Raw genomic sequence first — 20,987 nt, forward strand, 5'->3', positions numbered from 1 at the left:
CTATCTGATTTATAGATTCAAATTCAAATCCTTCGGATATTTCACGGTATAACCGATCTCATATGTTTTGGTTTGCCCTGCTGCAATATCTTCTTCCCAGGTCACTACACCTACCTCCGTTTTATTGGCAGTCCATGGTGTTGATTCTTTAGTCAACAGTTCCACTTCTATATTTTTCTGCATAGAAATAGGATATTGATCTTTTAAAACCAGTTTGATCTGTCGTGATTGATTGTTCTTAACCACTATACGGTATCTGAACTCCTGTTTCTTATTATTATCTAAAAATTTAGTACTGCTGAAGTCCTTCAATTTTTCACGTTTCACGCTGATTCTCTTATCCGTACCCAGTGTTAATGATAGTTTTGCATGAGTCGAATGTGCATCAATCACTGTTTCGCCTACATAAGTGCCATCATAAGTAACGTTTGCCTTCCCTGTCAATAAATTGAGATTCTCCCAATCCGATATTTCCGCCAGTAAATATGTCTCGGTATCTAGTTTCGGAGCACAATAATATTTATATTCCGCTTTTATTTCTTTTGATTGCAGGTCTATAGATTGCTCCTTACCATTTCCGGGTATAGTATACGGTATATCTATTTCATAATTGATATTCATATCATTATCGGCTACCGAAATATAATCATCCATGCTTTTTTTCAAGGTAATAACCTCAGCTCCTCCGGCAGCATTACTTCCGTATAATCCCTCAGCTGTATCTCCGGATAATGTCTGCCTATCCTTTATCATAGAAGGATCCAATTCCGCCACATACTGTGCTGTTACAATATTTCCATCGACAACATATAGAGGACTCATTTTTGCTTTCTTCTCTGTACCGTATCCAACAACTACAACTGCCTGTAATTCTTCTTTAGAAGCAGCAAAATCGGCATAAGAATAACTATTCTGCGTCAGACGGTTTCTGTAATTTGCCAGCTGCATATTCTGCAAAAACCAGGCATCAAATAAAGGAGCAATTTTCCCGTTGCTGGGAGTAGCTGTCGATAGCACCAGCTTTATTTTAGTCCAATCCAGACCTGTGGTCTGCTTTACTTTCGATTTGAATTTCAGAGATATTGGCTTATCTACCGATAAAACATTGATATCATAATATGGCGCCCAGCTTGCAGAAGATGTATAATACGAAATATCAAAATCACAGATAGTAGCAACGGGAGCCGAAAGAGTAACTTTCAATACACCAAAATTTTTATTACTGTTAGTCGTTTCCTGAGCTAACTGATTACGCAGACGAGTTAAAGCTTCATCATTTTTTTTCTTTTTTTTATTATACTCTGCCTGAACAAGAAGTAATTCTGTCGATTTTGTCTTATAATATTCCATTGTTTTTATAAGTTCATCGATCCCCAAACCATTTTCCGATCCGGCTACATTCTTATCAGTCCCTTTCTGCAAAAGAGCAATAAGATTAGATGTAACATTGATATCCGTACTTAAAAGTTCGTTTTTCCGCTGGTAGATATCTATCGAATCCAAAAGTACCTTCACTGTTCTGCTCACCGGCTTAATATCTTTGAGATAATTGACCGAAAACTCATAAGCGGAAACAACAACACCATTGGAAGTCTTTATTTTCAGACTATTGACATCTATATTGGGGCTTAATCCATCAATATAAATTTCATTTTCGCCTCTTACCAGACTTCCTGACGTTTTGTGATTCAGTTCTGCTCCCTTAAAGAAGACAGTTGCAGATTTCAACTCCGAATCGAATACTTTCTTTTCATTCGCATAAACACCAATAGATATACATAACGATAAGTATATCGTGGCAAATAATTTCCTTCTCATACTCTGTACTTTTAGATTGTTTTCTGTATAGAGTACAAAAGCAGCTCATTTCCATAAATTCGGATTAACTCCCGAAAATTTGCCCCATTACACACAATCTTTGTACCTTTACAGCACTTACAATAGATTCTTTTTTATCAATGAGAAAACTTCATCCGATCATGTTTGCCGGAACCGGCAGTGACGTAGGAAAAAGCGTTATCGCAGCAGCATTCTGCCGGATATTCTTACAAGACGGTTACCATCCGGCTCCATTCAAGGCTCAAAACATGGCTCTTAATTCTTTTGCCACTCCCGACGGGCTCGAAATCGGACGGGCGCAAGCTGTGCAAGCCGAAGCGGCAGGTATTTCCTGCCATACCGATATGAATCCGCTGTTACTGAAGCCGACAAGCGACAAAATCGCACAAGTAGTTCTCAACGGTAAACCTTTCGGCAACCAAAGCGCATACCAGTACTTCAAAAAAGAAGGACGGGATGTTTTGCGCAAAGAGGTGAACGATGCCTTTGACCGTCTCGAGAAAAGATTTAACCCTGTTGTAATGGAAGGAGCCGGAAGTGTTTCGGAAATCAACCTGAGAGAAACCGATATAGTAAACCTCCCGATGGCTATCTATGCCGGAGCAGACGTTATACTCGTAGCCGACATAGACAGAGGAGGAGTATTCGCCAGTGTATACGGTTCGGTGATGCTGATGACCGAGGAAGAACGTAAACATGTAAAAGGAATCCTCATCAACAAATTCAGAGGAGATATCCGTCTGTTTGAATCAGGGGTAAAAATACTCGAAGACTTGTGTAAAATTCCTGTTATCGGAGTAGTTCCTTATTACAAGGACATATATATCGAAGAAGAAGATTCGGTAATGCTCCAAACCAAAAATATACAAGCGACACACGGAAAGGTCAATATAGCTGTCATCTTACTACGGCATCTTTCGAACTTCACCGATTTTAATATTCTTGAACGTGATCCGCGTGTTCATCTTTATTATACAAACAATACGGATGAAATAGAGAAAGCGGATATCATACTGATACCTGGCAGCAAAAACACAATTGCCGATCTGTACGAGCTTCGCAGAAACGGTGTTGCACAAAGTATTGTAAAGGCACATAAAGAAGGGGCAACCGTTATGGGTATCTGCGGAGGTTATCAGATGATGGGACAAGAGGTTTGCGACCCTCACCATGTAGAAGGAGATATAGAGCGTTTACCCGGATTGGGGCTGCTTCCTATTACAACCGAAATGCAAGGAGAGAAAGTAACCCGCCAGATTGGATTTACATTCCTCGATTCGAAACATCCTTGCGAAGGATACGAAATACACATGGGTACTACCAGCCCGATAGGTGATGCGCACGCTTCCCCGCTCAACTATTTGTCAGACGCTACGGATGACGGGTACTATGCCAACCGGAAATGTTTCGGTACATACATCCACGGAATATTGGACAATGGAGCTTTTATTGATTTTCTGCTGGAACCTTACGCTGATAAGTTGACAGAAAAGCCTTTCGACTTCAAAGCCTATAAAGAGGAACAATACAACAAACTCGCCGACCATGTAAGACAGCATGTCGACATGAATCTGGTTTATAAAATAATGGGACAACAGCAAAATGATTAACGGACACGGAGACGATATCTATTCTCATGGCAAAAAGATTGTCAGCAATTTCAGTTCTAATGTTTATAATAAATTCGATTCGTCCGATTTAGAAAAATACCTGTGCGACCATATATCGACTATCCATTCGTATCCGGAACCGGATGCTCACACCTTAAAAAGTATAATTTGTAAAAATCTGCATATCGGTTCAGATGAAATCTGTATAACCAATGGTGCTACAGAAGCTATTTACCTGATAGCCCAATTATACAGGGGAGCAAAAACAGCAGTTGTTATCCCTACATTCAGCGAATACGAAGATGCCTGCCGCATACAACAGCATCAATTGTATTTTATCGATTCGCTTGATAATATAGAATCGAATACCGGACTGGTCTGGTTGTGTAATCCGAACAATCCCTCCGGAAAAATATACGATGCCGATTATCTGGATCGGATCGTGTCGAACCATCCACAGACTTGCTTTGTTATAGATCAATCATATGCAGGGTTTACCGACAAAAAAATATGGTCGGCAAAAGAAGCCCTGAAATATCAGAATGTGATTGTATTGCACTCATTGACCAAATGTTATGCAATACCGGGACTCAGATTAGGCTACCTTACTGCATGCAGCGAATTAACAGAAAAGATCGCACATTTTTCTATGCCGTGGTCAGTCAATCAAATAGCTCAGTTAGCAGGACAGTATTTATTACAAAATACAGCATACGATTTCAGAGAATGTATTACAGAATCTGAAAGAGTACAAAAGATAATAGCCAGAATAAACGGCATCAAAGTTTACCCGTCCGACATGCACTATTTCCTGTGTCGGCTCGACAAAGGACAGGCTGCGGAACTGAAACAATTCCTGATAGACCGATATGGAATACTTATCAGGGACGCATCAAATTTCAGGGGACTTGACGAACGTTATTTCCGAATAGCTACACAATCTCCCGAAGAAAATCAAGAATTAATAAAAGCCTTGCAGGAATGGATCAAGCTTCGTTTTTGATATTACCTTTACTGATAGGATGGATCGCCGACCGTCTCTTGGGAGATCCTCCATCTCTGCCCCACCCTATAGTATTATTCGGAAAAATAATAGCAAAAGGAGAGAAATTACTGAATAAGGGAGCTTATCGTTTATTAAAAGGAGCCGTATTTTCGCTCGTTCTGATATTCGGAAGTTACTTTATCATGAGATACATTCAGTTGGGGTTAAGTTCGATAAGTAATGTATTGGCTATAGTTTTCAATGGCATAATTATATTCTTCTGCCTTGCAGGAAAAACACTTATAGATGAAGTAAAGACCGTTTTTGTTGCCTGTGAGCGGTCTGTTGAAGACGGGCGGAAGCAAGTTGCCAGAATAGTAGGCAGAGACACATCTCAATTGTCTCCACAGCAAATAAAAACCGCCGCACTCGAAACTCTATCTGAAAACCTCAGTGACGGAGTCATAGCTCCCCTCTTTTGGTATCTCATGCTAGGTGTTCCGGGCATGGTAGCCTATAAGATGATAAATACACTGGACTCAATGATCGGATATAAGAACGAACGGTATAAAGACTTCGGATGCTGGGCGGCACATATCGATGACATCGCAAATTATATTCCGGCACGGCTCACAGCTTTATTTATGATTATAGTCAACGGTAAGATTAAATTGGTATCTTTCGTCTCTAAATACGGATCGAGGCATGCGAGTCCGAATTCGGGTTATCCCGAAGCTGCACTGGCAGGAATACTCAATTGCAGGTTCGGAGGGCCAAACTATTACTTCGGACAACTCGTAGAAAAACCATATATCGGAGAAAATGACAGACCGATAGAAATAGAAGATGCTCTCGTTGCCATAGTTACAAATCAAAGGACAGAAGCACTAATGGTCATACTTATTACCTTTTTGAGTATCACTCAGCTGTTCCCGATTATATAAACCATCAAAAAAAACAATATGAATATATATACCAGAGGAGGAGACAAAGGTAAAACCGGAATCCACGGCGGACAACGGGTTGACAAAGACGATATCCGCATCGAAGCGAACGGATGTATCGACGAACTGAACTCGATGATAGGCGTTATACGGGCATTCTTGCCTGCGGAACACGAATGGCAGCAAATATTATTCAGGATCCAATCCGAATTGATGGTGGTAATGTCTCATGTAGCGACTCCTTCCGCTATCAGGGAAAAAAACCCGAACCCACTACCCGATAATCTCGATAAATTTTGCGAAGAATGTATCGACAATATGACCGACAATATGGGGCAAAGCTTGTCTTTTATTCTTCCCGGGGGCAATCTGGTTTCGTCTCATTTGCAATTAGCACGCACAATCGCACGCAGAAGCGAACGCCGTTTGTGGACATTAAATAAACAAGACGAAGTTCCCGAAAGTATTCTGAAATTTATCAACCGTTTGTCAGACTTATTCTTTACCATGGCTCGTTTCGAAATGTTCAGAGACGGTACAGGTGAAGAACGATGGAAGGATTTTCTGTACAAACGAAAGAAAAAAGATACAACCGCAGATGAGTAAAAAAATAATACTGATAACCGGAGGTCAGCGATCAGGCAAGAGTTCTTATGCCGAAAAACTGGCACTATCTTTATCTGACAATCCCATTTATCTGGCGACATCCCGTATCTGGGATGACGAGCACCGAAAACGAATAGAACATCATCAAGCAAACAGAGGTCCCGAATGGACAAATATAGAAGAAGAAAAATACCTGAGTAAAGTGGCTGTTGCAAACAGGGTTGTACTTATCGATTGTGTTACACTATGGGGCACAAATTTCTTTTTCGATAACGAATCGGATGTAAAGCTATCTTTAGCGCAGATCAAATCGGAGTTCGATAAATTCATTCTTCAAGATGGATACTTTATATTTGTCACTAATGAAATAGGGCTTGGAGGTACTTCCGAAAATAAGATACAGAGATTGTTCACCGACCTTCAGGGTTGGGTTAATCAATATATCGCAGCAAAAGCGGACGAAGTATACCTCATGGTTTCAGGTATTCCGATGAAAGTAAAGTAAAGGCTTATCTACAAATTCTTACCTTGAGTAAATTCTCTGTATTTGATCGGAGTATATCCTGTTTTTCGTTTAAATGTACTGCAGAAATAATCGGAATTATCGAATCCTACCGCAAAAGCAATCTCCTGGCTTGTAAGCACTGTATTGGTCAATAACTCTTTGCTCTTTTGTATTTTTAATTCTAGAATATATTGAGCGGGAGCAAATCCTGTATATTGCTTAAAAATACGGCGAAACCACGAATAACTCATATTCACCCGATTAGCAACCTCTTCGGGCAGAATAGAGGTTTCAAAATTTTCAAGCATGATAATCTTTGCTTTATTTATCTGGTTAGTCACCTTCAGATCTTCGAACAAAGAATATTTGTCATGAGAATATGCATATCCCAGAAGATGATTTACAATACCGGCCAACATCTGCTGAAACCCGGTGCGCTGTTCACGGGCAATATCTATCGCCTGCTTATAAAGCTGAACTATCTCTTCGCGAATACCGACATTAAATACAGGCTTATTTTTATTGAAGAACCCGTTATGAATCCGGTTGTCTATATTCACTCCCTGAAAACCGATCCAGTACTCATTCCATCCGGTAGACTTATCGGGACTATAATTGTGCCATTCTCCGGGAAAAAGCAAGAACATATTACCTTCCCTTACACTAATGGTCTTCTGATGAGTCGATGTAAATTTGCCACCTCCCTGTGTTATGTATAAGAGCTGGTATTCTTCCAGAACCCGCCCTTTCTCTATAGAGAACAAATAACGGGTCGGATGATCCCCCATCGGATATTTAGAGTCAGGAGCGACATCCTGAAACCCGACTGTATTTACAGTAAGTCCCCATAACAAATCCTGTTCATTTGCTATCAGGTATTTTATATGTATGGAGATATCTTCTGTCATTATAAATAGCATCCTCAGATATAGAAATCCGAAGATACAATAAAAAAGCAGTGTATCAAATATCGAAGTTTTAAAATCAAAAAGGTAAAGATCTCTTTTCTTATTTCATATAACTTTGTTTAATATAGATTAATATAGAGAGGTTTGTGTCAGGTTACAAGAGTCTGTTTAAATTTAAACAAACTCTTAATAAAAAATAAGGTTGGTAAAAAACATTAAATATTCTTTTCGATAAGTATAATACACTAAAATAACGTATTTTTGCAATACTCGTTATGCAAAATGAATTATTGTTGCGCCAACAGACAACACAATGCTGTATTCGAAGAAAAACTTTAACATTATTATGAAAAGACAATAATTTAGGATATTGACCTAAAATTATACCCTTTTGAAATAAAGATACCCGTAAGAAACGGGCTGAAAATGCCAATTTTGTAATACTATTTAATAATATATAACATGAAAACTGTAATTGAAGAACGTTGGGGCACACACCCAAATGATGTAAAGAATTACGATACTACACAACTTCGTAATGAATTTCTTGTAGAAAAATTATTTGAAGCAGATGCGGTACTTATGACCTATACACATAACGACCGACTTATCATAGGTGGCGCCCTACCCGTAAAAGAGGCATTAAAGTTAGAAACTGTAGATCTTATACGTTCTGAGTATTTCTGCGAGAGACGCGAATTAGGTATAATTTGTATCGAAGGAGAAGGCTCGGTTATTGTGGACGGTACAGAATATAAACTAGGATTTAAAGATGCCGTTTATGTTGGACGCGGATCAAAAGAAGTCACATTCAAAAGCAACGACGGCTCAAAACCCGCCAAATTCTATTTTGCTTCATCTCCGGCACACAAAGCATATCCAACAGCTCAAATCACTTCGGAAATGCGCCGGACAAGAGACCTTGGAGTAAAAGCAACCTCTAACGAAAGACTTCTTAATCAGATCATTCTTAGTGAAATAGTGCCTTGCTGCCAACTTCAGATGGGTATGACCGAATTGAAAGAAGGCAGTGTTTGGAATACAATGCCTCCGCACACTCACTCTCGACGGATGGAAGCATATTTCTATTTCAAAGTTCCAGAAGGGCAATCTGTATGCCACTTTATGGGGCAACCACAGGAAACACGCCACATCTTTATGGGCAATGAGCAGGCTGTAATATCTCCTTCATGGTCTATACACTCTGCTGCCGGCACAAGCAATTATACATTCATCTGGGCAATGTGCGGAGAAAACCTCGACTATGACGATATGGATACATTCACTGCTGACAAATTAAGATAAGACGGCAAACCTATTTGTTTCATCACTTTTAAAACATAAGACATGAAAAAAATATTTTATTTACTATTTGCCGGAATTCTTAGTTTTTCTTGCTCTCACCAAACTAAGGATGTGCAGATTACAGTAGAGAACCCAAGCGATTTTGATCGTACCGAAGAGTTAGTGGAAATACCGATCGAAAGCATCACTGCACAGGTAAAGCTGGCTGATACTACCCAAACTTATATTATAAAAGACAGCAAAGGAGAGGTTATTCCTTCTCAAATTACTTACGATGGAAAGTTGGTTTTCCAATCGGGGGTAAAAGCTAAGGAATCTGTATCTTTTACTATAACGACAGGCGCAAAGGGAGAATATAAAGCCAAAACTTACGGAAGACTTGTTACTGAACGCAAAGACGACTTTGCATGGGAAAACGACCGTGTGGCATTCCGTATTTACGGCCCTGCTCTGATTGCAACCGATGGACCCAGTAATGGTCTGGATATCTGGTACAAACGCACCAATGCCCTGAAAATAGATCAATGGTACAAAGATGATATTGCAGGAGTTGCATCATATCACGACGATCATGGCGAAGGTCTTGACGATTATAAAGTAGGCCGCTCTTTGGGAGCCGGTGCTATGGCTCCTTTTGTTGATGGAAAGTTAGTATTGAACGAAAATTTCGCAACATCTGAAGTTCTGGAAAACGGGCCTTTGCGTACAACATTCAAGCTGACTTACAAAGACATCGAGATCAATGGAAAACCATACAAAGAAACCCGCACATTTTCAATAGATGCGGGATCTCAACTATCTAAAGTAATTCAGGAATACGGAGTTAGCGAATCAATGGATGTTGCCGCAGGATTTTCGAAAAGAGAAAAAAACGATACAATTATTGTCTCTCCCGAAAAGAATTATCTCATATACCGGGAACCCAGCGAAAAAGCAGGAAATGTATTCTTAGGATTAGTATTCCCTGCCGGATTTGACAGTACTGCTGTAGATACATATTCTGTTGTAAATCCGGTCAATAATACTAAAGGCACATACACTCACGTACTTGCCATAGCTAAATACCAACCAAACAGCCCTATAACTTACTATACAGGCTATGGATGGACTAAATTCGGATTTGCCGCTGAAGCAGATTTTCAGACTTATCTGACTAATTTCGCGGATGCACTAAAGCAACCTCTTATCATAAAATTCTAAGGCGAAGAGCCTTAGAATTTCTATTCGATATAAAAGTTTAACCTATAAAGTTAACCCAAAACGGAAAACAAAATAAATGAAAAAAGTAGTAACCTTCGGAGAAATCATGTTGCGCCTTGCAACTCCCGGATACCAACGTTTTATACAATCCACAAATCTTAATGCTACTTTCGGCGGTGGTGAAGCAAACGTAGCGGTGTCTCTTTCAAACTATGGAATACCCACTGACTTCGTTACACGCCTGCCTAAAAACGATATAGCTGAATGGTGTATCTCTGACCTGCGCAAATACAATGTAGGGGTAAGCAACATCCTCAGGGGTGGAGACCGTGTAGGTATCTATTTTCTTGAAACAGGTGCTGTGGCTCGTGCCTCGAAAGTTGTATACGACCGCGCAAACTCAGCTATTGCTGATATTAAACCGGGCATGATCAACTGGAGAGAAGTTTTCAAAGATGCCGGATGGTTCCACTGGACAGGAATTACGCCTGCGCTTTCGCAAGGAGCGGCAGATGCTTGTCTGGAAGCCATCAAAATAGCCAATGAAATGGGGGTAACCGTTTCAACCGACCTGAACTATCGCAAAAACCTTTGGAAGTACGGGAAAACTGCAGATCAGGTAATGCCCGCTTTGGTAGAGGGATGTGATGTGATTCTTGGAAACGAAGAAGATGCTGAAAAAGTCTTCGGTATCAAACCCGAAGGATTCGATGTGGCTCACACTGGAGGTGAAGTAAACGCCGCTGAATTTGAATCGGTTTGTACTCAGATGATGAAAAAATTCCCAAGAGCCAAGAAAGTAATTATTACCCTTCGTGGATCAATCAATGCCAATCACAATACGTGGGGTGGATGTTTATATTCGGATAAATTGTACCAGTCAAAACGTTACGATATTACCCATATCGTTGACCGTGTAGGCGGCGGGGACTCTTTTATGGGAGGCTTGATCTACGGGTTGATTTCTTATCCTACAGACGATCAGAAGGCATTGGAATTTGCTGTTGCTGCTTCTTGTCTGAAACACACCATTTACGGTGACTTTAATCTGGTGACTGTTCCTGAGGTCGAAAACCTTATGAAAGGAGATGGATCGGGAAGGGTATCTCGTTAAATAAACTATAACAATAAAATAATAATCATGAAAAATCAGTTTTCATTAGAAGGCAAAGTAGCTCTTATCACAGGAGCATCATACGGAATCGGTTTTGCCATTGCGTCATCTTTGGCAAATGCCGGAGCAACAATTGTATTCAATGACTTAAAACAAGAGTTTGTAGATAAAGGACTTGCTGCATATAAAGCAGAAGGTATCAAAGCTCATGGATATGTTTGCGACGTCACAGACGAAGCTGGTGTAAATGCTATGGTTGCTCAAATAGAAAAAGAAGTGGGAGTAATTGATATTCTTGTAAATAATGCAGGTATTATCAAACGTATCCCTATGGTAGAAATGTCTGCAGCAGAATTTCGTCAGGTAATTGATGTAGATTTAAATGCACCTTTTATTGTTTCTAAAGCAGTCATTCCAAGCATGATCAAAAAAGGAGCCGGTAAGATTATCAACATCTGCTCTATGATGAGTGAACTTGGTCGTGAAACAGTATCTGCTTATGCAGCAGCTAAAGGTGGTCTTAAAATGCTGACCCGCAATATAGCATCCGAATACGGAGAATTCAATATTCAATGTAACGGTATCGGTCCGGGATACATTGCAACTCCTCAGACTGCACCTCTTCGTGAGAAACAAGCAGACGGATCACGTCACCCATTCGATTCTTTCATTATAGCAAAAACTCCTGCTGCACGCTGGGGAAATCCCGAAGATCTGGCAGGTCCTGCGGTATTCCTTGCATCTAACGCTTCGGACTTTGTAAACGGTCATGTACTTTATGTAGATGGTGGTATACTTGCATACATCGGAAAACAACCATAATGAGATATCAACATAACAAATAATGGCAAGGAGAACAGGCTTTTTTCAGAGTACTGCTCTCCTTTGTCCTTTGCTCTTTAATTATTAATAATGAATAATTAAGAGTGATAAATGGCAAAAAGGACAGATTGTAATTTTTAATTCATCATTCTTAATTCTTAATTTAAAAACTATGGCTCGTTTTTCAAGAATACAAGTTTGTCAGGCTGTCGCAGAAACAGGAATGGTTCCTGTATTTTATAACAGCGATCTGGAAATATCAAAACAAGTGGTAAAAGCATGCTACCAAGGTGGGGTACGTGCATTCGAATTTACAAACAGAGGGGATTTTGCTCACGAAATATTCGGTGAGCTAAACAAATGGGCTGCTAAAGAATGTCCCGATATGATCCTCGGAATAGGTTCTATAGTTGACGCCGGAACAGCATCATTGTTTCTCCAACTGGGAGCAAACTTCGTTGTGGGACCTCTTCTCAACCCCGATATATTTAAAGTATGCAACCGCCGTCAGGTAGCTTATATACCCGGATGCGGATCTGTATCAGAAGTCGGATATGCACAGGAATTAGGTGCGGAAATTGTGAAGGTGTTCCCTGCAGGAAATGTAGGAGGTCCTTCGTTCGTTAAAAACGTGAAAGCTCCGATGCCATGGTCTTCTGTTATGGTGACAGGAGGAGTAGAACCTACCGAAGAAAACCTCACTAAATGGGTAGAAGCTGGAGTTACTGCAGTAGGCATGGGTTCGAACCTATTCCCTAAAGAAGTGATTGCGGCGAAAGAATGGTCGAAGATTGCAGACATGAGCAAGAAAGCTTTGGAATTCATCAAAAAAGCAAGAAAGAGTTAAGACCTTTACATTGTTTGGCATAAGCAAAACAGCTAAAACCTGCTATGAATAAAAACATATCACTTAATTACCTAAACGTGACACTATGAGTATACCAAAAAATACAAACACAAAGATGACAAACTATAGATGGACAATCTGTGCCATGTTATTCTTTGCCACAACAATCAATTACCTCGACAGGCAGGTATTGTCCCTGACCTGGAAAGATTTTATCTCACCAGAATTCCATTGGACAAATGACGACTATGGAACTATTACAGCCCTCTTTTCTGTATTTTATGCTATAAGCATGTTATTTGCCGGAAAGTTTGTAGACTGGATGGATACAAAGAAAGGCTTTCTTTGGGCAATCGGAGTATGGTCATTAGGAGCTATATTACATGCTTTCTGCGGTATAGCTACATCCGGAATCACAGCCGGTGAATGGTTTGTAGGATTCGAAGGAGCCAGAGAAGCCATCGGACACGTGCAGAATGTAGGACGGGTAGCAAGCGTAAGCGTTGTACTATTTATCTTTGCCCGCTTAATTCTTGCAATCGGAGAAGCTGGAAACTTTCCTGCGGCCATCAAAGCTACAGCCGAATATTTTCCGAAAAAAGACAGAGCATTGGCTACCTCCATCTTTAATGCTGGCGCAACAGTAGGCGCATTGGCGGCTCCCGTTACTATACCTGTAATTGCCGCAGCATGGGGATGGGAAATGTCCTTTATCATCATCGGTGCACTAGGTTTTATATGGATGGGATTCTGGGTATTCATTTATAATAAACCCGAAGAACACCCTAAAGTAAATGCAGACGAACTGGCATATATCCAATCGGATCAGGACTCTACAGACCCTGTCGAAGAACAGGTTGAAAAAGCTCAGGAATCAAAGAAAATATCATTCAAGGACGCATTCAAATACAAGCAAACATGGGCTTTTGCTTTCGGTAAATTTATGACCGACGGAGTATGGTGGTTCTATTTATTCTGGACTCCGGCATACCTTAGTTCGGTTTACGGAATCAAATCTTCGGACACAGAAGGTCAACTCGCGATCTTTGTTCTGTATGCAATAACACTGCTCTCTATTATCGGAGGATGGCTTCCAACCTTCTTTGTCGAAAAGAAAGGAATGAATCCTTATGACGGGCGTATGAAAGCAATGTTGATATTTGCATTTTTCCCTCTGCTAGCCTTATTTGCCCAACCACTGGGACATATATCTTACTGGCTGCCTGTAATCATTATCGGTATTGCCGGAGCTGCACACCAAGCGTGGTCGGCAAATATATTCTCTACAATCGGTGATATGTTCCCCAAAAAGGCAATCGCAACGATTACCGGTATCGGCGGTATGGCAGGAGGAATCGGATCATTCCTTATCAACAAAGGATCGGGAGTGCTATTCGATCATGCAGGACAAACTCAAATGGAACTGCTCGGATTTAAAGGAGAAGAAGCTGGATATTTCATCATCTTCTCTATTTGTGCGGTAGCCTATCTTATCGGATGGATTGTTATGAAAACTCTCGTTCCGAAATACAAACCAATTACAGATATCTAATAACACAAGGTATCAAACCTTTTTAATGATTTAATATGAGCAAAATACATTGCTCGACCTACATAATAAACCGCCTCTTTTCCTATTGAAAAGAGGCGGTTTTGTCTTTCGTGGACACTTATTCTATAAATCTAAAACGTAGAACCTAAAAAACTCGTTTATTTTGATTTTCGGATGCTGAAATTTATTACATTTACAGTCTCATTTAAGACCGCTTAATAAAGCATGAATACAATTAATTTTCAGGTCATTAAAACACAAGTAGCAAAAATCTTTCAACTTATTGCTTCTAATCTCAAAAAGTGGTTTAATGCTTATAAATCCTATTACAAAAAATCGGCATGGTATAAGAAAACCGGTATAGTCATATCTACGGTGATCATCTTATTTATTACTTACCTGTTTTTAGTTGATATTAATTTCCTTTGGTTATTTGGTAAATCGCCCGGATATTATGACGTAAGTGCGCCTATGCAGAATGTTTCATCTGAAATATATAGTTCGGATGGAAAATTATTGGGTAAATACTTTAAAGAAAACAGGACACCCGTAACTTTTGACGAAATCTCACCAATCCTGAAAGAAACACTTATTTCGACCGAAGATGAACGTTTCTATCAACATTTCGGAATAGATGTTCGGGGACTTTTTGCCGCCGCGAAAGATATGGTTCACGGCAATGCCCGCGGAGCCAGCACTATCACACAACAGTTAGCAAAGAATATGTTTAAAGTCCGTTCGAAATATTCCACAGGTTTGCTGGGATATATTCCCGGAGTGAAAATGTTAATTATGAAATCGAAGGAATGGATACTTGCTCTCAAACTGGAGACATTCTATTCTAAAGATGAAATACTTACTATGTACTTCAATACGGTGGATTTCGGAAGTAATACATATGGAATAAAAACTGCGTGTAAGAATTATTTCAACACAACCCCTAAAGATATTACAGTTGAACAAGCCGCAACATTGATCGGTCTCTTAAAAGCAACAACAACATACAACCCAAAGATAAATCCGAAAAACAGTTTAGCACGGCGCAACATTGTACTATCAAACCTTCTAAAGGCAAATCATATCACCAAAGCTGAGTTTGATTCATTAAAACAAATACCAATAAAACTGTATTATACATCTGAAAGCAATTACGATGGAACAGCACTTTACTTTAGAGATGCCGTAGCTGAATCGCTTGAAGGGTGGTGCAAAGAAAACGATATAGACCTATATGCCGACGGGCTGAAAATATACACCACAGTAGACTCTCGTATGCAGGCATATGCAGAATCTGCTGTAGATAAGCAAATGCGTATCGTACAAAGAAATTTCGATAACCAATGGGGCAAGGAAAACCCATGGCAGGATGAAAATCATAAAGAGATACCGATGTTTATCGAAACTCTGGCAAAAAGAACATCCCGCTATAAAGACTTAGCTGAAAAGTTCCCGAACAACGCAGACTCTATTGATTATTATATGAATCAGGTTCGTAAAATTAAAGTATTCGATTACGACAAGGGATCAAAAATCGTAGAGATGAGCGCAATGGATTCTATCCGTTACATGGAGAGATTTATGCACACAGGATTTGTAGCGATGGAACCACAAACAGGATTTGTCAAAGCCTGGGTGGGAGATATAAACTTCGATTCGTGGAAATACGACAAAGTTTTGTCCAAACGTCAACCCGGATCAACATTCAAATTGTTTGTATATAGCGAAGCTTTCAATCAGGGATTATCACCTTGCGACACTCGTATCGACCAATATGTAGACTGGGATGTCGTTGATAAAGGCAAACCAACCAAATGGATTCCTCACAATGCAGACGGAGCATATTCAGGAGACACCATGTCACTCAAAGCCGCATTTGCTCGTTCAATCAACAGTATTGCAGTTGAAGTTGCCAAAGAAGTAGGAATAAGCAATATTATAAAAACAGCCTATGCAATGGGGATAAAAACCAAGCTTGAAGAAACTCCGGCTATTTCTCTTGGTGCTTCGGATGTTTCTCTGCTCGAACTTATCAATTCGTACTGTACCGTTATAAATGAAGGTATGTCTCACGAGCCCGTACTAGTCACTCGTATAGAAGACCGGAACGGAAAAGTCCTATACGAATATAATAAAACTCAGGTACAAGCACTTCCATACGAAACGGCATTTCTTATGACCGAAATGCTGAAATCGGGATTAAGCGAACCGGGAGGAACAACTCAGGCATTATGGGGCTTTAACCTATTTAATTACAATACAGAATTCGGAGGAAAAACAGGAACATCATCCAATCACTCCGATGCCTGGTTCGTTGGGGTAACTCCTAATCTTGTTGCCGGAGCATGGGTCGGTGGCGAACACCGCAGTATCCACTTCAAAACAGGAGCATTCGGACAGGGCAGCCGTACAGCACTCCCTATTTTTGGATATTTCATGGAAAAAGTCCTTGCCGATAAAGATCTGGCTCAATACAGGGGAAAATTCCCTGCACCTAAAAAGGCGATAAGCAGAAACTATCAATGTCAGTCGGTATATAAATCGCATAACGACTCAACCGAAGTTTCGTCCGATAGTATAATAGATGTAGAAGCAGGAGATGTACTTGAAAAAATACCCGAAACTATAGAAGAATAGATCAACTTTAAGGTCGCAGACTTTTTTATTGACTTTGCAAACGTTATAGCATTAGATAGTTATAATGTTAAGATGCGTCATTAAAAACTTGTTGCTGCCTATATACTTCAAGCCAACCGTACCGAAGCAATTTTCAGTACGGTTGCTTTTTTTATATATCCAGCAATAAAACGAAGAAAGCAGCGTTATATATGACTGCGATAAAACATGAAAAACAAAGATATTAACATAAAAATAATCACAAAAAGCCTTATATTTTATCAATATGAATTTTTTAAACATAAAATATTTTCAATATAACATTTAAAAAATTACCTTTGCTGGCACGTTTCAAAAAATGACATACATACCTTAATTATGAGCTATCTAATTGAACCTAAGCAATACTGTCCTATTTTAGACCTACAACAGACTGAAATGGGGATTAAACAAATCAAAGATTTTTTTCAACAAAACCTTTCTTCCGAATTAAGATTACGAAGAGTTACAGCTCCCTTGTTTGTTCTAAAAGGGATGGGTATAAACGATGACCTGAACGGTGTTGAACGCGCTGTTACATTTCCGATCAAAGATATGGGAGACGAACGTGCCGAAATAGTACATTCTTTGGCTAAATGGAAAAGACTGACACTTGCCGATTACAAAATACAGGAGTGTTATGGTATATATACCGACATGAATGCTATCAGAGCTGATGAAGAATTGGGAAACCTACATTCTTTATATGTTGACCAATGGGACTGGGAAATGGTAATGTCTCAGGATAACCGCAACCTCGATTTTCTGAAAGAAGTCGTTAGAAGAATATATGCTGCACTCGTAAGAACCGAATACATGGTATATGAAATGTTTCCGGCTATTACTCCTATCCTTCCTAAGGAGATTACCTTTATACATTCTGAAGAATTACTTCAGTTATATCCTGATATGGATGAAAAAGAAAGAGAGAATACCATTACTCAAAAACACGGAGCGGTATTCATCATCGGTATAGGAGGAGAATTAAGCAATGGCAAGAAACACGACGGACGTGCCCCTGACTACGATGACTGGACAAGCAAATCAGAAAATGGCTACAAAGGGCTTAACGGTGACCTGCTTGTATGGAATCCCATTCTAGATAAAGCAATGGAATTATCATCCATGGGAATCAGAGTCAACAAAGAAGTTCTCCTAAAACAGTTGGAAATAAGCGGACAGGAAGACCGAAAAGAACTTTACTTCCATAAACGCCTCCTCAATGGCGAACTACCACAATCGATAGGCGGTGGTATCGGACAATCTCGTTTATGTATGTTTTATCTTCGTAAAGGGCATATCGGAGAAATCCAAGCCGGGATCTGGCCTAAAGATATGAGAGTCAAAGCTGAAAGCCTGGGCATGCCTTTGATTTAAGCATCCTTAGATATCACATAACATAAAGAGTAGAAATAAAACTTCTACTCTTTTTTGTTTTATTAACACAATATATTTTCAATTTAATTGTACGCAATTTAATTTTGTAAAATCAAAATAAAAAAAATTAATATACAGATGATAGATTATTTAAGACTCGAAAATCAGGTATGTTTCCCGATATATGCTTTATCAAGACAGATAACAGCACTATATCGCCCATACCTCGACAAATTAGGGTTAACCTATCCTCAGTATTTAGTAATGATGGTATTGTGGGAACATAAATCAAAAACAGTAAAAGAACTGGGAGAAATATTGCTGCTGGACAGCGGAACCCTTACTCCTTTGCTAAAGCGGATGGAAACAAGCGGATTTATCGAAAGAAAACGTTCCGACAATGACGAAAGAATAGTAAACATAAATATAACAGAGAAAGGATTAAAATTAAAAGAATCAGCAGAGTACATTCCTTCTAAAATAAAAGAAAAATTACAAGCCAATGATGAACAATTGCAGAAACTAAGAAAACAATTAAAAAAAATGATTGACTCTGCAACCCAATGCAAACACGATACATCAGAGGAATAAGGTCGCAGACCTATTTATTACTTTGGTAAGTAAAACAGCCAAAGTCTGTTACAAACTAAAAACATAGCATATAAATGCTTCTTGTTATTTAAATAACTTACATTTAATAAAAATAAAAAATGAGCATATTAGAACAATCTCAATGGAGATACGCTACTAAAAAATTCGATCCTTCAAAAAAAGTAAACGACAGCATTGTTGCACAAATCATAGAAGCAGCCCGACTGGCTCCTACATCTTCAGGCTTACAGCCATATAAAGTTTTGGTTATAACCAATCAAGAACTTAAAGACAAGATCGCAACCATTTCGATGGGACAAACACAAGCCGCAGAATGTTCTCACCTGCTTGTTTTCGCCGGATGGGATAATTATACAGAAGAACGAATTGACCATATATACAGCATCACAACTCAAGAGAGAGGACAAGCTCCGGACAGATATAAGGCATACACAGACCGTTTGAAAGCGGCTTATCTGAATCGCCCTGCATCTGAAAATTTCGATCACATAGCCCGTCAATCATATATTGCCTTTGCTTATGCAATAGCTGCAGCAGCGGAATTGAAAGTGGATGCAACACCGATGGAAGGTTTTGACAACAAGGCTCTCGATGAGCTTTTAGGGTTGAACACAAAGGGCTTGAAAAGCGTTACTATGTTACCCTTGGGATACAGAGACGCAGAAAATGATTGGCTTGTCAATCAAAAGAAAGTAAGACATCCCGAATCGGAATTTGTTATCACTATAAAATAAATCCAAGGTCTCTGACCTTTTCAACTTGTCAAATATAACAGCAGCGGAATCAGTTAACGACCGCTACTTACAATATAATTAAGGTCGCAGACCTTTTTATTGTCCATCCAAGCCATAACAGCAACAATCTGTTATCAATTGAAAAATGAGACATAAAACATTAACAGCGGCTTATTACAAACTAAAAAAAGAAAAAAAATTATGTCAACAGTTACATTCAAAGGAGGTAAAGTAAACGTAGAAGGACAAATCCCGGCAGTAGGAACAGCAGCTCCTGATTTCACATTAGTAAAAAGCGACTTGTCAGAAGTCAGCTTAAAAGATTTGAAAGGAAAAACTGTTATCCTTAACATTTTCCCAAGTATCGACACCGGTGTTTGTGCTGCTTCAGTACGTCATTTCAACAAAGATGCCGCAAGTCTGACTAATACAGTAGTTCTTGCAGTATCAGCCGATCTTCCTTTCGCAGCAGGACGTTTCTGTACTACAGAAGGTATCGAAAATGTACATCCTGCGTCTGTATTCAGAAACCCGGAGTTTGCTAAAGCATACGGCTTACTTATGCTTGACGGCCCTCTTAAAGGACTTTTGGCTCGTACAGTAGTTGTAATTAATCCAGAAGGCAAAGTTTCTTATACTGAACTTGTTCCTGAAATTACAGAAGAACCAAACTACAACGCAGCTCTTGCAGCAGCAAAATAAGGTCTCAGACTTTTTTGTTGACTTTGTAAGCATAACAGCAATAACCGTTATGACTTAAAGGTATAACATTAAATACATTCTATCGCTTATATACAGTGCAGACGTCTAAATTTAATATTGTTTAGTTATCTACCCTCTGCCTATATACGAAAGGAACCGGACAAAACCCGGTTCCTTATTTTTTATCAGTGAGATACAAATTTCAGTCCAATAACGGAGCCTATCAATGTGGTAACAAAGAATAAACGCCAAAACTCGGCAGGTTCTTTAAAAATAAAAATTCCTACCAGAACTGTACCCACAGCACCAATCCCTGTCCATATAGCATAAGCCGTTCCGATGGGTATCGTTTTAAGAGCATGAATCAACAGTCCCATACTGGCAAACAAGCAAATGATAAAAATAGCATACCAAAAATAAGAAGCACTACTACCCGAAACTTCTTTAGCCTTACCAAGGCTAAAAGTAAAGCCGACTTCAAAGAATCCGGCAATCACTAACCATATCCAATTCATATAATCACTTAGGGGCTTAGACCCATTTATTACTTTGGTAAGTAAAACATCCAAAGTCTGTTATAAACTAAAATGTACTATTAGTACTTTCTGTTACTTATCTAACTTTAGGTTTGAAACCTTTTATTATTCCTTTTGTCAGGAATACAAAGATCGGA

Annotated in this window: 19 protein-coding genes; 16 read left to right on the forward strand and 3 right to left on the reverse strand. The window is 39.3% G+C overall.

The window, feature by feature from the left end; translation table 11 throughout:
* Positions 1-9: 9 nt before the first annotated feature.
* Complete coding sequence (locus AABJ51_RS11000; RefSeq protein WP_338372573.1) at positions 10-1,818, reverse strand: DUF4139 domain-containing protein; 1,809 nt, start codon at positions 1,816-1,818, stop codon at positions 10-12.
* 140 nt (positions 1,819-1,958) lie between these two features.
* Here AABJ51_RS11000 and AABJ51_RS11005 point away from each other — a divergent pair, with 140 nt between their 5' ends.
* From AABJ51_RS11005 to cobU, 5 genes are read left to right on the forward strand one after another with little or no spacing between them, the layout of a single operon-like run.
* Positions 1,959-3,449: a cobyric acid synthase gene (locus tag AABJ51_RS11005; protein ID WP_338372574.1), complete on the forward strand. Its 1,491-nt coding sequence runs from the start codon at positions 1,959-1,961 to the stop codon at positions 3,447-3,449.
* A complete protein-coding gene (locus AABJ51_RS11010; protein WP_338372576.1) occupies positions 3,442-4,452 on the forward strand; it encodes a threonine-phosphate decarboxylase in 1,011 nt (336 codons plus the stop codon). Before AABJ51_RS11005 ends, AABJ51_RS11010 begins: the two co-directional genes overlap by 8 nt.
* Positions 4,431-5,378, forward strand: coding sequence for an adenosylcobinamide-phosphate synthase CbiB (cbiB, locus tag AABJ51_RS11015; RefSeq protein WP_338372577.1), 948 nt, complete (start codon positions 4,431-4,433; stop codon positions 5,376-5,378). The genes AABJ51_RS11010 and cbiB overlap by 22 nt, the downstream gene beginning before the upstream one ends.
* A gap of 18 nt (positions 5,379-5,396) precedes the next feature.
* Complete coding sequence (locus AABJ51_RS11020; protein WP_338372579.1) at positions 5,397-5,984, forward strand: cob(I)yrinic acid a,c-diamide adenosyltransferase; 588 nt, start codon at positions 5,397-5,399, stop codon at positions 5,982-5,984.
* The gene (gene cobU, locus AABJ51_RS11025; RefSeq protein ID WP_338372581.1) at positions 5,977-6,489 is read left to right on the forward strand and encodes a bifunctional adenosylcobinamide kinase/adenosylcobinamide-phosphate guanylyltransferase; all 513 of its coding nucleotides are present in this window, start codon (positions 5,977-5,979) and stop codon (positions 6,487-6,489) included. Before AABJ51_RS11020 ends, cobU begins: the two co-directional genes overlap by 8 nt.
* An 8-nt stretch (positions 6,490-6,497) precedes the next feature.
* On the opposite strand, the gene AABJ51_RS11030 is transcribed toward cobU, so the two are convergent.
* A complete protein-coding gene (locus tag AABJ51_RS11030) occupies positions 6,498-7,397 on the reverse strand; it encodes an AraC family transcriptional regulator (protein WP_338372583.1) in 900 nt (299 codons plus the stop codon).
* Between the two features lie 462 nt (positions 7,398-7,859).
* Between AABJ51_RS11030 and kduI the strand changes: the two genes are divergently transcribed.
* The 11 genes from kduI (at position 7,860) to tpx (ending at position 20,314) form a co-directional block, all read left to right on the forward strand.
* Positions 7,860-8,702: a 5-dehydro-4-deoxy-D-glucuronate isomerase gene (kduI, locus tag AABJ51_RS11035; RefSeq protein ID WP_134436075.1), complete on the forward strand. Its 843-nt coding sequence runs from the start codon at positions 7,860-7,862 to the stop codon at positions 8,700-8,702.
* Positions 8,703-8,744: 42 nt separating this feature from the next.
* Positions 8,745-9,902 (forward strand): BT3233 family polysaccharide utilization protein, encoded by a 1,158-nt coding sequence (locus AABJ51_RS11040; RefSeq protein WP_338372585.1) that lies wholly within the window; start codon positions 8,745-8,747, stop codon positions 9,900-9,902.
* 76 nt (positions 9,903-9,978) lie between these two features.
* Positions 9,979-11,016 (forward strand): PfkB family carbohydrate kinase, encoded by a 1,038-nt coding sequence (locus AABJ51_RS11045; protein WP_338372587.1) that lies wholly within the window; start codon positions 9,979-9,981, stop codon positions 11,014-11,016.
* 27 nt (positions 11,017-11,043) lie between these two features.
* The gene (locus AABJ51_RS11050) at positions 11,044-11,838 is read left to right on the forward strand and encodes a gluconate 5-dehydrogenase (protein WP_026626074.1); all 795 of its coding nucleotides are present in this window, start codon (positions 11,044-11,046) and stop codon (positions 11,836-11,838) included.
* A gap of 172 nt (positions 11,839-12,010) precedes the next feature.
* Positions 12,011-12,685 carry a bifunctional 4-hydroxy-2-oxoglutarate aldolase/2-dehydro-3-deoxy-phosphogluconate aldolase gene (locus AABJ51_RS11055; protein ID WP_134436077.1) on the forward strand — a complete coding sequence of 225 codons (675 nt, stop codon included), beginning with the start codon at positions 12,011-12,013 and terminating at the stop codon, positions 12,683-12,685.
* Between the two features lie 85 nt (positions 12,686-12,770).
* Positions 12,771-14,237 (forward strand): MFS transporter, encoded by a 1,467-nt coding sequence (locus tag AABJ51_RS11060; protein ID WP_338372589.1) that lies wholly within the window; start codon positions 12,771-12,773, stop codon positions 14,235-14,237.
* Between the two features lie 225 nt (positions 14,238-14,462).
* Entirely contained in the window at positions 14,463-16,871 is a 2,409-nt protein-coding gene (locus AABJ51_RS11065) for a transglycosylase domain-containing protein (protein ID WP_338372590.1), read from the forward strand.
* A 357-nt stretch (positions 16,872-17,228) separates the two neighbouring features.
* Positions 17,229-18,266 carry an aspartate--ammonia ligase gene (asnA, locus tag AABJ51_RS11070; RefSeq protein WP_338372592.1) on the forward strand — a complete coding sequence of 346 codons (1,038 nt, stop codon included), beginning with the start codon at positions 17,229-17,231 and terminating at the stop codon, positions 18,264-18,266.
* Positions 18,267-18,404: 138 nt separating this feature from the next.
* Positions 18,405-18,857, forward strand: a complete 453-nt coding sequence (locus tag AABJ51_RS11075) for a MarR family winged helix-turn-helix transcriptional regulator (protein ID WP_338372594.1) — start codon at positions 18,405-18,407, stop codon at positions 18,855-18,857.
* Positions 18,858-18,976: 119 nt separating this feature from the next.
* Positions 18,977-19,612 (forward strand): nitroreductase family protein, encoded by a 636-nt coding sequence (locus AABJ51_RS11080; protein WP_026626069.1) that lies wholly within the window; start codon positions 18,977-18,979, stop codon positions 19,610-19,612.
* 201 nt (positions 19,613-19,813) lie between these two features.
* Entirely contained in the window at positions 19,814-20,314 is a 501-nt protein-coding gene (gene tpx, locus AABJ51_RS11085; RefSeq protein WP_026626068.1) for a thiol peroxidase, read from the forward strand.
* A gap of 185 nt (positions 20,315-20,499) precedes the next feature.
* Here tpx and AABJ51_RS11090 read toward each other — a convergent pair whose 3' ends face one another.
* On the reverse strand, positions 20,500-20,829 hold the full coding sequence (locus AABJ51_RS11090; RefSeq protein WP_026626067.1) for a DMT family transporter: 330 nt from the start codon (positions 20,827-20,829) through the stop codon (positions 20,500-20,502).
* Positions 20,830-20,987: the final 158 nt, after the last annotated feature.

This window comes from Indolivaga capnocytophagoides (genome assembly GCF_036511535.1).
Taxonomy (GTDB): Bacteria; Bacteroidota; Bacteroidia; order Bacteroidales; family Dysgonomonadaceae; genus Dysgonomonas_A; species Dysgonomonas_A capnocytophagoides.